This is a genomic window from Clostridium sp., assembly GCF_050717535.1.
Taxonomy (GTDB): domain Bacteria; phylum Bacillota; class Clostridia; order Clostridiales; family Clostridiaceae; genus Clostridium_AD.
Genome location: NZ_JBOITM010000041.1, coordinates 143,627 through 155,863, shown reverse-complemented (window position 1 = coordinate 155,863; position 12,237 = coordinate 143,627). Strand labels below are relative to the sequence as shown.

The window sequence follows — 12,237 nt, the reverse complement described above, 5'->3', positions numbered from 1 at the left end:
TTCATAATACAATCTACTATAATAATGTATTATACTATTAAGAGTAGCCTTTATAATAAATAAGCTACACTATAGAATTATTTTAATTAAAAGGAGAGTCAAAAATGATATTTTCTAATGAGACACCCATTGATACTATAGAAGAAGATTTGAGATATCTTAAGTTATTGGCTAGTAAGTACCCTACAGTTCCTGATGCCTGTACAGAAATTATAAATCTACAGGCTATTTTAAATCTCCCTAAAGGAACTGAACATTTTCTTACAGATATTCATGGTGAATATGAATCCTTTAATCATGTTCTTAGAAATGCCTCTGGCGTAATCAAAAGAAAAATTAACGATATTTTTGGTAATTCTCTTAGAGAAACGGAAAAGAAAGAACTGGCAACCATTATATATTATCCTGAGCAAAAATTAGACCTAGCGCTTAAAGAAGAAGATGATATAGATGATTGGTACAAAATTACCCTTCATAAACTTATTAAAATTTGTCGGACTGTTTCCTCTAAATATACTAGATCTAAAGTAAGGAAAGCCCTCCCTGCAGATTTTTCTTACATTATTGAAGAATTACTTCACGAACAACAAAATACCTTTAATAAGCAGGAGTATTACAATGGAATTATTCAAACTATAATTAAAATTGGAAGAGCTAAAGAGTTTATAATTGCTATTTCAAACTTAATTCAAAGACTTACTATAGATAGACTTCATATTTTAGGTGATATCTATGATAGAGGACCTGGAGCACATATAATTTTAGATACTCTTATGCACTATCATTCTATTGATATACAGTGGGGTAATCACGATATACTTTGGATGGGAGCTGCCGCGGGCTGTGAAAGCTCTATGGCTAATGTTCTTCGTATATCAACCAGGTATGCAAACTTAGATACTATAGAAGAAGGTTATGGAATTAACCTGTTACCCCTTGCAACCTTTGCTTTAGATTTCTATAGTGATGATCCTTGCAGCTCCTTTAAACCTAAAGTTTTTTTTGAGAACAATTATAGAGAAAATGACCTTAATCTAATGGCTCAGATGCATAAAGCAATTTCTATAATTCAATTTAAACTTGAAGGCGCCATAATAAAAAGACGCCCTAATTATGAAATGCAAAATAGATTACTTCTTCATAAAATAAATTATGAAAAGGGCACTATAGACATTGACGGAAAAGAATACACACTAAACGATACTAATTTCCCAACTATAGATCCTAATGATCCTTATAAATTAACCCAAGAAGAAGTAGAACTTATTGACAAGCTTAAATCTTCTTTCTTAAATAGTGAAAAACTTCAAAAGCATGTACGTTTTTTGTATTCTAAAGGAAGTATGTACCTAAAATACAATTCAAATTTACTTTATCATGGTTGTATTGCACTAAATGCAGATGGTAGTTTTAAGAAAATGAAAATAGATAACATTACTTATAGTGGAAAATCTTATATAGATCGAACTGAACGATTATCAAGAGAAGCCTACTTTGGCAAAGCCAATTCAGAAACTAAGCTTTATGCTTTGGACTCCATATGGTATATGTGGTGCGGCTGTAATTCTCCATTATTTGGTAAGGATAAAATGACTACCTTTGAAAGATATTTTATAAATGATAAAATCACTCATAAAGAAATTAAGAATCCTTATTATAAATATAGAGATGATGAAACAATATGCAATAATATATTAGCTGAATTTGAATTAAACCCCAATGATTCACACATTATAAATGGTCATGTTCCCGTAAAGACTAAACAAGGTGAGAGCCCTATAAAAGCCAATGGTAAACTTTTAGTTATTGATGGTGGCTTTTCAAAAGCCTATCAACCAGAAACAGGCATAGCAGGCTATACCCTTATTTATAATTCCTATGGACTGCTTTTAGCCTCCCATGCTCCTTTTGAATCAACCCAAAAGGCTATTGATGAAGGTGTAGACATCCTTTCATCTACTATAGTTTTAGAGAAATCTACAAATCGTATCCGTGTTACAGATACAGATGTAGGACTAGACATTAAGGATCAAATTAAAGATTTAGAATTGCTTCTTACAGCATACAGGAAAGGTCTTATTAAAGAGCAGAGGGTAACCTTATAAATGTTTTTTATGCATTTTAAAACTATAATTTTTTAGTAAATAAAAGAAATTGGGAATCATAGGATTCTCAATTTCTTTTATTTACAATATATTTAATTTATTCAGAAAGTGTTAAATTTAATTTTATTGTCTTTCCATTTCTATTTAATTCTACTTTAACTATATCCCCAGCTTTATGAGTACCTTTAATTTTATTTATTTCTGCCACAGTTTTAATCTTTTTAGCATCAAACTGTGTAATAATATCTCCAGTAGTTATACCCGCTTTTTCTGCCGCACTAAACTCTTTGACTTGTAATATATAAACTCCTATAGGCACATTATTTTGTTCTGCCATATCTGCTGTAATATCTCTACAAGAAATTCCTATATTAAGCATGGGTTTAACTAAACTATCAATTTTAGGCTTTACCGTATTAATTGGTATTGAAAACCCTAATCCTTCTACTCCTGCTACACTTATTTTAGCAGTATTTATCCCTATAACTTCACCCTTAGAATTTACAAGAGGACCACCGCTATTGCCTGGATTAATAGCTGCATCTGTCTGAATAAACTTCAAATCTTTATTTTCAACACTTACCTGCCTATTAACCGCACTAACAATTCCGGTAGTAACAGATCCTATTAATTCTTTTCCTAATGGATTTCCTATTGCAACTACAGTTTCTCCTACTTCAAGTGCATCTGAATCTCCAAACTCGGCCACACCTGGCACAACTGTATTATTAGCTAATTTAATTACAGCTACATCTGCTGCTTGATCAAAGTTGATTACTTTAGCAGAAACTTCCTTACCATCGCTAAGCATAACCTTAATACTCTGAGCTCCGCTTACAACATGATAATTTGTTAAAATATATCCATCTTTACTAAATATCATACCAGTTCCTACACCTTCCTCTGGTCCACCCTGTCCACTAATATTGCTACTTACACTAGAGCTATTTGTAGAAATTGCAACTACTGCTGGACTTACCTTTTTCACAATTTCAGGTGTAGTTAAATTTTCTGTACTATTGGTGTTTATAATCTTTGCTTTTGAATCGCTAGAAACCGTTGTAGCAGTTGCTTTAGCTGTAGTTGTAGCACTAGTATTACTAGAATTATTCATCATGTTAATTGTAACGACAGCCGCACCCGCACCTCCAAGTGTAGAACATATAGCCCCTACTAATATATAGGACACTATTCTCTTTCTCATACCACCTTTATTCTCTTTAACCTTTTTATCATTTATTTCTGTGTAATTAGTATTCTCTAATTGGATAGGTAAAGTTCTACCCTCTTCTTCAGAAAGCTCACTATTATATACATTTCCATTAAAATCTTCTTTAGATTCTTCATTTATGTTTACTTGTGAATCATTTATATTATCATCACAATTTCCGTTTTCACTAGGAATTATATTATCATTTATTTCATCATTATACATCCTTTCATTTGTTTCATTCACTTCATTCGATTCATCATTATTCTTATTTTCATTCATATTATTTTCCTCCTTGTAGTTTTGTAATTATATATCATTTAGAACTATTATTTTTGTGAATTTTATTATACAAAATTCTTATACATATTATTGAACTCAAACTTTTATTTTACCTTTAAGTATATATTAAGGCTTCTATGTTACAGTTTTATGTCAACTTTATTAACAAATCTTTAATAAAGTTTGTTAATAATAAGAACAAAGGAACCATTATATAAAAATATAATGATTCCTTTGTTTTAAATAAGCTTATTTTGCCGCATATAGTTCAATTATTTTAAGTATTACTCCAACCGCACTTTCCATAGCAAATGTAGGTATAAATTCATATTTGCCATGGAAATTATGTCCCCCTGCGAATATATTCGGTGTTGGAAGTCCCATAAAGGAAAGTCTTGCACCATCTGTACCACCTCTAATCGGAACCATTATAGGATTTACTCCCACTTCCTTCATAGCCAAAAATGCCGTATCCACTATATGTTTAACTGGCTCTATTTTTTCTTTCATATTATAATATTGATCCTTGACTTCTATTTCAACTGTTCCCTTACCATACTTATCATTTAATGTATCTACTATATTTTTTATAAATATTTTTCTATTTTTAAATCCTTCACTAGTAAAATCTCTTATAATATATTGAAGCTTTGTTTCTTCAACCTCTCCATTGATAGCAATTAAATGATAGAAGCCTTCATATCCTTCCGTAGTAGCTGGTGTTTCATTTGGTGGTAATGAATTGATAAATTCATTTGCTATAAGTGTAGAGTGAATCATCTTTCCCTTCGCAGAACCTGGATGAACATTTCTTCCATGAATAGATATTTTTGCTGACGCAGCATTAAAATTCTCAGACTCTAATTCCCCAATAGTTCCACCATCCATAGTGTATGCAAAATCTGCGCCAAATTTTTTTACATCAAAAATATCTGCTCCACGTCCTACTTCTTCGTCTGGTGTAAATCCAATACTAATTGGACCATGTGAAAACTTAGGGTTTTCAAATAAATACTCTACAGCAGACATTATTTCTGAAATTCCAGCTTTATCGTCAGCGCCAAGTAGTGTAGTCCCATCAGTAGTTATAAGAGTTTTCCCTATGTAATTCTTTAATTCTGGAAAGTCTTTTGGAGATAATACTATATTATTTTCACTATTTAATATAATATCCTCCCCATCATAATTTTCTACAAATTTAGGTTTAATATCTTTTCCAGATATATCTGGAGCAGTATCCATATGTGCTATGAATCCTATAGTTGGTATAGCTTTTTCTACATTTGATGGAATTGATGCCATTACATATCCATTATCATCTACACTTGCATCTTGTATACCCATCTCTTTTAATTCTTTAACTAATTCCTTGGCAAGTAGCATTTGACCTTTCGTACTTGGAACAGTGGTTGATTCCTCATCAGATTTACTATCGTAACTTACATATTTTAAAAATTTTTCTACAACTTTTGACATATGACCATCTCCCTACTTTTAATATGAACACATAAAACATAAATACAACTAAATGCAACAACCAATTTTAATGTGTCTAAATAATTCAATTTATTGTATACCGTTACATTACATTATACTACATTGAGTTAAAATTTTAAACACCCATAATAATACCTTTTCACAAGTTAATTAATCAAATTCATAGAAATCATTCTTTTTTCTTTAAGAAATTATCAATTAACTTTTCTGCCATTCTCTTTTGCATATTAGCCTTATTAATAAGTAACAATACCAATAATATTACTTCTATTAATTCTCCATCCACTTTTCCCATTTCTTTAATTTTATCTTTTATAAATGCTCTATCTGTATCAATATCACATGCAAAATTTTGGTTTTGTATTTCTTTTATATCTATGAAATTGTTGTATAAGTCCTCTAATGAAAGACTTATATCTTTTGCATCTTTTACATCAATAATGGAATCAAATACTGTATTAATATCATTAAGTGATATAGTTTGCTTTAAATTATATATAAGCATAAGTAGTATCATATGCTCATTAGTATATTTCTTATTTTTTGCTGGCATCAATACTTTACCTTTGGTATAGTTATTTATCATAGTCTTTGTAAGAATTTTATCGTCTTCATTTCTCTTAAGACTTCCAAGCTTTTCATTAAAAAAAGTTGTAACTTGATCCATATATAAATCCACACATGGAATTTCCATTAAAGTAACATCTTTTGTTCCTATAATCTCTTCTATTAAATTATTTAAGTTTTCCTTATTGTAATCCATTTATTTCACCTCTCCTTCATTATATAGCATTAATTACAGGTAAGCTATACTTACGAATAATCTATACTTGCTAATATTATCTCATGTAATTTGTAACTGTAGATTTGTATTATATATTGTTAAATGGTAAAATTATAATTAATGATTCCATTGAAAGTGAGGATGTTTAACTATGATAAACTTATTAAAAGGCTTAACTTTTGAAGCATATTTAGAAAAATCAAAACTTGAATATGGTGAAATGCAACTTATAGCTTATAATTCTACTAATCTTTCTTCAAGCACTAAAGACTCACTTGAAAATTTAACTTCTGTAGTTAATGTAGCAATTTTTTCTGAAGGTTACTGCCCTGATTGTATTGTTACTTTACCCTTTATAAAGAGAATGGAAGAAAAAAATGAAAACATAAGCTTATACTGTTTTCCCAAAAGTGGCTATGAAGAATTTTTAGAGGAGTATACTGGTCAAGCTAGAATTCCAACTATTATAACTTTTGATTCAGAAATGAATCCAAAGGGAGCCTATATAGAGTTTCCAAAAAGACTATTAGAAATGATGACCTCATTAAAAATAGAAGAAAAGAAAAATCTAGTTAATGAATATAGACAAGGAAAATACAATTATCTTATTGAAGAAGAACTTTTAAATATTATTCTATAATTCTCATAAGAATAAAATCCCTATAATATTCACAAAATATTATAGGGATTTTATTTTTCAACTATTTATTTTCCATTTAAAAACTCACAATAAGGTGCTATAGGACACATATCACAATTAGGTTTCCTAGCTTTACATATTTTTCTACCATGCCATATAATATAATGGTGAGCATCACTCCACATTTTTCTAGGAATATTTTTCATAAGCTGCTGTTCTACCTCTTCCACATTTTTTCCTGATGCAAGCCCCATTCTTTTTGAAACTCTAAAAACGTGAGTATCTACAGCAATAGCTGGAATACCAAAAGCATTAGATAATACCACATTAGCAGTTTTTCTACCTACTCCTGGAAGTTCTATTAATTCTTCCATCGTTCTTGGAACCTCACCCTTATGTTTTTCTAATATAAGTTTTGTAGCCCCTAAAATATTTTTACTCTTATTGTTATAAAAGCCGCAGCTTTTGATTTTTTCTCCCAGTTCCGTTTGTGATAAAGTAATCATAGCACCCGGTGTATTATATTCATTATAAAGATCTTTTGTAACAATATTTACTCTTTCATCTGTGCATTGAGCTGACAATATAGTTGAAACCAAAAGCTCATAATGGTTTGTAAAATCAAGTCCGCATTTTGCACCTTTATATGTTTCATTAAGAATATCAAGAACAGCTTTAATTGATTTTTTATTCATATAAATCACCTACTTTTATAGTATTATTCTATCATACTATAAGCAAAATAATCTAACACCATAGCAATTAATAAAATACGCCGTTTACCTCCCTTCAGGCAACCAGCGTATATTTTATAAATATTATTTAGTACCAATTCCTTTAGCACGTAATTTTTCTAACATATCAGTAGTCATTTTCGCCAAATCATATTCAGCAGCAAACCCCCACTCATCTTTGGCACAAGTTGAATCAATAAAATTGGGCCATGAATTAGCTATATCTTGTCTTATTGGATCTACATTATAATCCATTTTAAAATTTGGTATATGTTTTTTTATTTCAGCAGCTATTTCTCCTGGTTCAAAACTCATGGCTGCAATATTAAATGCATTTCTGTGTATTAATTTTGATCCATCAGCTTCCATTAACTTAATTATTGCATTTATTGCATCTGGCATATACATCATATCCATTTTTGTTCCTTCCGCAATAAATGAAGTATATTTACCTGACTTTAATGCTTCATAATATATATCAACAGCATAGTCAGTTGTTCCTCCCCCGGGAAGAACTTCATATGAAATTAAACCTGGAAAACGCACTCCTCTTGTATCAACTCCAAATTTTTTATGGTAATAGTTACATAATAATTCACCTGCAACTTTATTTACACCATACATTGTTGTTGGTCTTTGAATTGTATCTTGTGGAGTATTATCTTTAGGAGTAGATGGTCCAAAAGCACCTATAGAACTTGGTGTAAAGAACTTACAATTACATTCTCTTGCAACTTCTAATGCATTTACAAGTCCACCCATATTTATATTCCAAGCAAGTAATGGTTTTGCTTCAGCTGTAGCTGATAACAGTGCAGCTAAATGAACCAGTGTATCTATTTCATATTTTTTAGCAAGTCCAAGCATTGCACTATGATCAGTTACATCTAGTATTTCAAAAGGTCCTGTGGTAACTACAGGACTGCTCTCTAGCTTTCTTAAATCTGTAGCTATTACATTATCATTGCCATAAATTTCTCTCATTTTCATTACAAGTTCTGAACCTATTTGTCCTAAGGCTCCTGTTACTAATATTTTTTTCATTATGTTCCCTCCATATTCAACTAAATAATATGTATATTTGTAACCGTTTAATATTGTATGGCACAACACCTATTATCTAGGAGTTATGCCTACATTTTATATATTATTTTATTATGTTCATTTCTTTACCAACTTTTGCATAAATAGCTAATGCTTTATCCAACATTTCTTTTGTATGCGCTGCGGTAGGCATATTTCTTACTCTTCCAGTTCCTTTTCTAACAGTTGGGAATACTATTGATTTTGCATAAACTCCCTCTTCGAAAAGCTTCTTACTAAATTCTTGAGTTTTAACTTCATCTCCTATTATACAAGGAGTAATTGGAGTTTCACTGTTTCCAATATTAAATCCAAGTTCTTTTAAACCCTTCTTTAAGTAATTTGCATTTTCCCATAGTTTATCATTTAAATCAGTACTTTCTGAAAGAATATTGATAGCTTCAATACAAGCACCTGCTGCTCCTGGAGTTAATGATGTAGAGAATAGGAATGGTCTAGCACGAACCATTAGCCAATCAATAAGATCTCTTGATCCAGCTACGTATCCACCTACAACTCCAATAGCCTTTGATAGTGTTCCAATTTGGAAGTCTATCTTATCTGACAAACCAAAATGATGTACAGTACCAGCACCTTTTCCAAGTACTCCTGAACCATGTGCGTCATCTACATATGTTATTAAGTCAAACTCTTCAGCTATCTTCACTATTTCTGGAAGTTTAGCAATATCTCCATCCATAGAGAAAACACCATCAGTAATAACCATGATTTTTTCATATAAACCTGATTCTACTGCTTCTTTTGCTTTGTTTCTTAAATCTACCATATCTGAATGTTCTACTCTTATAATTTTGGAACCAGATAATCTGCAACCGTCTATTATTGATGCATGATTTAATGAATCTGAAAGAATAGCATCTTTTTTATTCATTACTGCTGAAATTGCTCCCATATTGCAATTGAACCCTGACTGGAATGCAATAGCTGCCTGCGTATGTTTAAACTTAGCAAGTTTTTTCTCTAATTGCGTATGAATCTCTAAAGTACCATTTATAGTTCTAACAGCACCTGCACCTGCACCATATTTTTTAGTTGCATCAATAGTTGCTTGAATCATTCTAGGATTAGTAGCGAGACCTAAATAATTATTTGAAGATAAATTTATTAATTCTTTATCCCCAACTTTAATAACAGGTCCATTTGCACTTTTCAGCACATTTATTACATTATATAAACCTTTACTTTTTAAATCATCTAAATTTTCTTTTAAGAATTTGCCTAATATTTTACTTCCCATTGTAATACGCCTCCAACCTCATATTTTATGTGTTCTTATAAAAATTTATAAGAACTCCATATTTAATCACAAGTCTATTATATATCTTTTAGTTCAAAATACCAAACAAATTCACAAAATACTTATTAAAATGCAACATTTATTTTAATTTTTCAAATTCATGAATATTTGCCATCATTTGTAACGATTATAATAATACCATTTATTCTATAAAATGCATATTTAAAAAATAATATTTCAGTTTTTCAACTGAATTTCTTGTTTTCAATTACCGTAGTTTTTTGTTTATTATCATTATTGCCTATTTAGAATTAGAATATACTCCTCTATACTGCTCAGGAAGAAGTATAGCTATCCTTGACATTATTTCATTCATAGCCCTATCTTGATATTGATTTTTATCTTCACCTTCATTTTTGCTTGAAAGCATAATTGGATCACCAATACTAATATTTACATCTGCATAATTGAATTTTTCAGAGGCCATTCCTTTGTCATTAATTGGCAATAATTTTTCAGTCCCCCAAATGCCCATTGGAATAATTGTTGCCTTTGATAATTTAGCCATTAATAGAATACCTCTTTTGCCCTCTGCCATTTTCCCATTTCTACTCCTAGTACCTTCTGGAAATATAAATATGTTATCACCTTGTTTTAGAGTACTAACAATTTTAGATATAGCTTCCTTATCTGCTGAATTGGGCTTTATATTTATAGTCTTAGCCACATGAAATCCAAGTTTAGTAAGCTTATTATCTGTTAGCTTTATACCTGCAACAAAAGTTACATTATTATTCTTTAATAGCTTGTTCATAATTAAACCGTCTGCATTACTTAAATGATTGCATATGAATATTATAGGAGCCTTTGTAGTTGCAATTTTCTCCATTCCATAAGTTTTTATATTTGCATATTTATTCATATACGTATCCAGCAATTTATTTGCTATAAAAGATACCACTTTATCTGGCAAAACGTCTATTATTCTTAATAATATTGGAGAAATCATCAAAATTCCACCTTTCATAAAAAAGTATTTATATAGTTATTATAATTTGAAAAACTTCAAAAGTCTATAATAATAATCTCTTATATAGGGCGATGTATCCTTTTCTATGGCTTTAATTTTACTTTTATCTATATTTATCGCATGAATAATAGCATTCCGCTTAAGTATATTCTTACCTCTCCACCCAGCAGAAGTCATTTTGTACTTATCTTTGAATGAATTATTATCCATATTTACTAATCCTTTCAAATCTACGTTTTCCATGTATTCATAAGGCTTAAACTCGCTAAGATTACTAAGCTGAATCCCTTTGTTGTATGGGCAAACACTCTGACAAGTATCGCAACCAAATAACCTACCATTTAATCTTTCAAACCAGTAATCTTCTAGGTTTTTTTTCTGAGTTATGTAGGATAAACATATATTGGGATCATTATTTATTCCTACTTTCCCTTTAACTATAGACTTTGTAGGGCATGCTTCTAAACACATATGGCAATCACCACATTTTTGAAGAAGTGGTTTATCTGGTTGGATAATTAAATCTGTTATAATTTCTCCTAGGAAAACATAGGAGCCGTATTTCTCAGTTATCAGTGCATTGTTTTTCCCTATAAATCCCACTCCACTATTGCAGGCAATATATCTTTCCGGTAACGCATTACTATCCACAAAACATAGAGCTTTGAAACCCATAGCCTCAATGAATTTACAAATTTTATCCATATAATCATTTAAAACAACATGATAATCTCTTCCTAATGTATATTTTGAAAAATGTGCCTTTTCATTAACCTCCAAGCTATATAGATATGGAAATACAATAGAAATTATAGTCTTTCCTCCTGGCATATACAAAAATGGATTTATTCTATTATCTATATTCTGCTCTTCAAATTCATTTTCAAGACCAAACTTTTTTCTTCTCTCAAAATAAGGATTTAGCTCATGAAAAATCTTACATTCGCTAAATCCTATTGTATCTAAACCATTTTTACTGCAAAACTCAATTATTTCTTCCTTTTTACTCATATTGTCATCCTTTTTATATTATCATATCATTGTATATTTTCCTTGTTTTACCAACAAAATCTTTAATCTCTATTATAGAAACAGTTTTACCAAAAATCACTCTAGCAGGTATACCCACAGCAGTTGCCTTAGCTAATACATCTTTTAAAACCACAGCATTGGCACCAATTTTACTTCCAGTTCCAATTTTAATGGGCCCCAAAATCTTTGCGCCAGCACCTACCACCACATCATTACCTAAAGTAGGATGCCTTTTCCCTTTATCCTTACCTGTTCCACCTAAAGTAACTCCTTGATACAACGTAACATTATTCCCTATTTCTGTAGTTTCTCCGATTACCACTCCCATTCCATGGTCTATAAATAATCCTTTTCCTATTATAGCCCCAGGATGAATTTCTATTCCAGTAAAAAATCTAGCTATTTGAGATAGTGACCTAGATATAAAATATATTTTATGCTTATATAGTAAATGAGCTATCCTATATAATATTATAGCATGTGTAGAAGGATATAATAATATTACTTCTACCCAATTCTTAGCAGCTGGATCTTTTTCTAATACATTTTTAATCTCATATTTTAACATTTTAAGCATACAAT

At 30.3% G+C, this 12,237-nt stretch carries 11 protein-coding genes; 2 read left to right on the top strand and 9 right to left on the bottom strand.

What is annotated here, in order from left to right:
• Positions 1-104: 104 nt before the first annotated feature.
• A complete protein-coding gene (locus ACREVU_RS07630; protein ID WP_431551011.1) occupies positions 105-2,105 on the top strand; it encodes a fructose-1,6-bisphosphatase in 2,001 nt (666 codons plus the stop codon).
• 97 nt (positions 2,106-2,202) lie between these two features.
• On the opposite strand, the gene ACREVU_RS07625 is transcribed toward ACREVU_RS07630, so the two are convergent.
• From ACREVU_RS07625 to ACREVU_RS07615, 3 genes are all read right to left on the bottom strand, one after another.
• On the bottom strand, positions 2,203-3,597 hold the full coding sequence (locus tag ACREVU_RS07625) for a S1C family serine protease (RefSeq protein WP_431551010.1): 1,395 nt from the start codon (positions 3,595-3,597) through the stop codon (positions 2,203-2,205).
• Positions 3,598-3,846: 249 nt separating this feature from the next.
• A complete protein-coding gene (gene pepT, locus ACREVU_RS07620; protein ID WP_431551009.1) occupies positions 3,847-5,073 on the bottom strand; it encodes a peptidase T in 1,227 nt (408 codons plus the stop codon).
• Positions 5,074-5,263: 190 nt separating this feature from the next.
• Positions 5,264-5,857 (bottom strand): DUF1836 domain-containing protein, encoded by a 594-nt coding sequence (locus ACREVU_RS07615; protein WP_431551008.1) that lies wholly within the window; start codon positions 5,855-5,857, stop codon positions 5,264-5,266.
• Positions 5,858-6,029: 172 nt separating this feature from the next.
• Here ACREVU_RS07615 and ACREVU_RS07610 point away from each other — a divergent pair, with 172 nt between their 5' ends.
• Positions 6,030-6,518: a thioredoxin family protein gene (locus ACREVU_RS07610; RefSeq protein ID WP_431551007.1), complete on the top strand. Its 489-nt coding sequence runs from the start codon at positions 6,030-6,032 to the stop codon at positions 6,516-6,518.
• A 65-nt stretch (positions 6,519-6,583) separates the two neighbouring features.
• Here the strand turns inward: ACREVU_RS07610 and nth are convergent, their stop codons facing one another.
• The 6 genes from nth to epsC all read right to left on the bottom strand — a co-directional run bounded on the left by nth (position 6,584) and on the right by epsC (position 12,232).
• On the bottom strand, positions 6,584-7,213 hold the full coding sequence (gene nth, locus ACREVU_RS07605; protein WP_431551006.1) for an endonuclease III: 630 nt from the start codon (positions 7,211-7,213) through the stop codon (positions 6,584-6,586).
• 123 nt (positions 7,214-7,336) lie between these two features.
• A complete protein-coding gene (locus ACREVU_RS07600; RefSeq protein ID WP_431551005.1) occupies positions 7,337-8,296 on the bottom strand; it encodes an L-threonine 3-dehydrogenase in 960 nt (319 codons plus the stop codon).
• A 103-nt stretch (positions 8,297-8,399) separates the two neighbouring features.
• Entirely contained in the window at positions 8,400-9,593 is a 1,194-nt protein-coding gene (locus ACREVU_RS07595; RefSeq protein ID WP_431551004.1) for a glycine C-acetyltransferase, read from the bottom strand.
• Positions 9,594-9,894: 301 nt separating this feature from the next.
• Positions 9,895-10,602: a lysophospholipid acyltransferase family protein gene (locus ACREVU_RS07590; protein WP_431551003.1), complete on the bottom strand. Its 708-nt coding sequence runs from the start codon at positions 10,600-10,602 to the stop codon at positions 9,895-9,897.
• Positions 10,603-10,641: 39 nt separating this feature from the next.
• Positions 10,642-11,634 (bottom strand): tRNA epoxyqueuosine(34) reductase QueG, encoded by a 993-nt coding sequence (gene queG / locus ACREVU_RS07585; RefSeq protein ID WP_431551002.1) that lies wholly within the window; start codon positions 11,632-11,634, stop codon positions 10,642-10,644.
• Between the two features lie 13 nt (positions 11,635-11,647).
• Positions 11,648-12,232, bottom strand: a complete 585-nt coding sequence (epsC, locus tag ACREVU_RS07580) for a serine O-acetyltransferase EpsC (protein ID WP_431551001.1) — start codon at positions 12,230-12,232, stop codon at positions 11,648-11,650.
• Positions 12,233-12,237: the final 5 nt, after the last annotated feature.

Coding starts and splice junctions, on each gene's coding strand:
- ACREVU_RS07630 (WP_431551011.1), top strand. CDS start 105: ATGATATTTTCTAATGAGACACCCATTGATACTATAGAAGAAGATTTG.
- ACREVU_RS07625 (WP_431551010.1), bottom strand. CDS start 3,597: ATGAATGAAAATAAGAATAATGATGAATCGAATGAAGTGAATGAAACA.
- pepT (WP_431551009.1), bottom strand. CDS start 5,073: ATGTCAAAAGTTGTAGAAAAATTTTTAAAATATGTAAGTTACGATAGT.
- ACREVU_RS07615 (WP_431551008.1), bottom strand. CDS start 5,857: ATGGATTACAATAAGGAAAACTTAAATAATTTAATAGAAGAGATTATA.
- ACREVU_RS07610 (WP_431551007.1), top strand. CDS start 6,030: ATGATAAACTTATTAAAAGGCTTAACTTTTGAAGCATATTTAGAAAAA.
- nth (WP_431551006.1), bottom strand. CDS start 7,213: ATGAATAAAAAATCAATTAAAGCTGTTCTTGATATTCTTAATGAAACA.
- ACREVU_RS07600 (WP_431551005.1), bottom strand. CDS start 8,296: ATGAAAAAAATATTAGTAACAGGAGCCTTAGGACAAATAGGTTCAGAA.
- ACREVU_RS07595 (WP_431551004.1), bottom strand. CDS start 9,593: ATGGGAAGTAAAATATTAGGCAAATTCTTAAAAGAAAATTTAGATGAT.
- ACREVU_RS07590 (WP_431551003.1), bottom strand. CDS start 10,602: ATGATTTCTCCAATATTATTAAGAATAATAGACGTTTTGCCAGATAAA.
- queG (WP_431551002.1), bottom strand. CDS start 11,634: ATGAGTAAAAAGGAAGAAATAATTGAGTTTTGCAGTAAAAATGGTTTA.
- epsC (WP_431551001.1), bottom strand. CDS start 12,232: ATGCTTAAAATGTTAAAATATGAGATTAAAAATGTATTAGAAAAAGAT.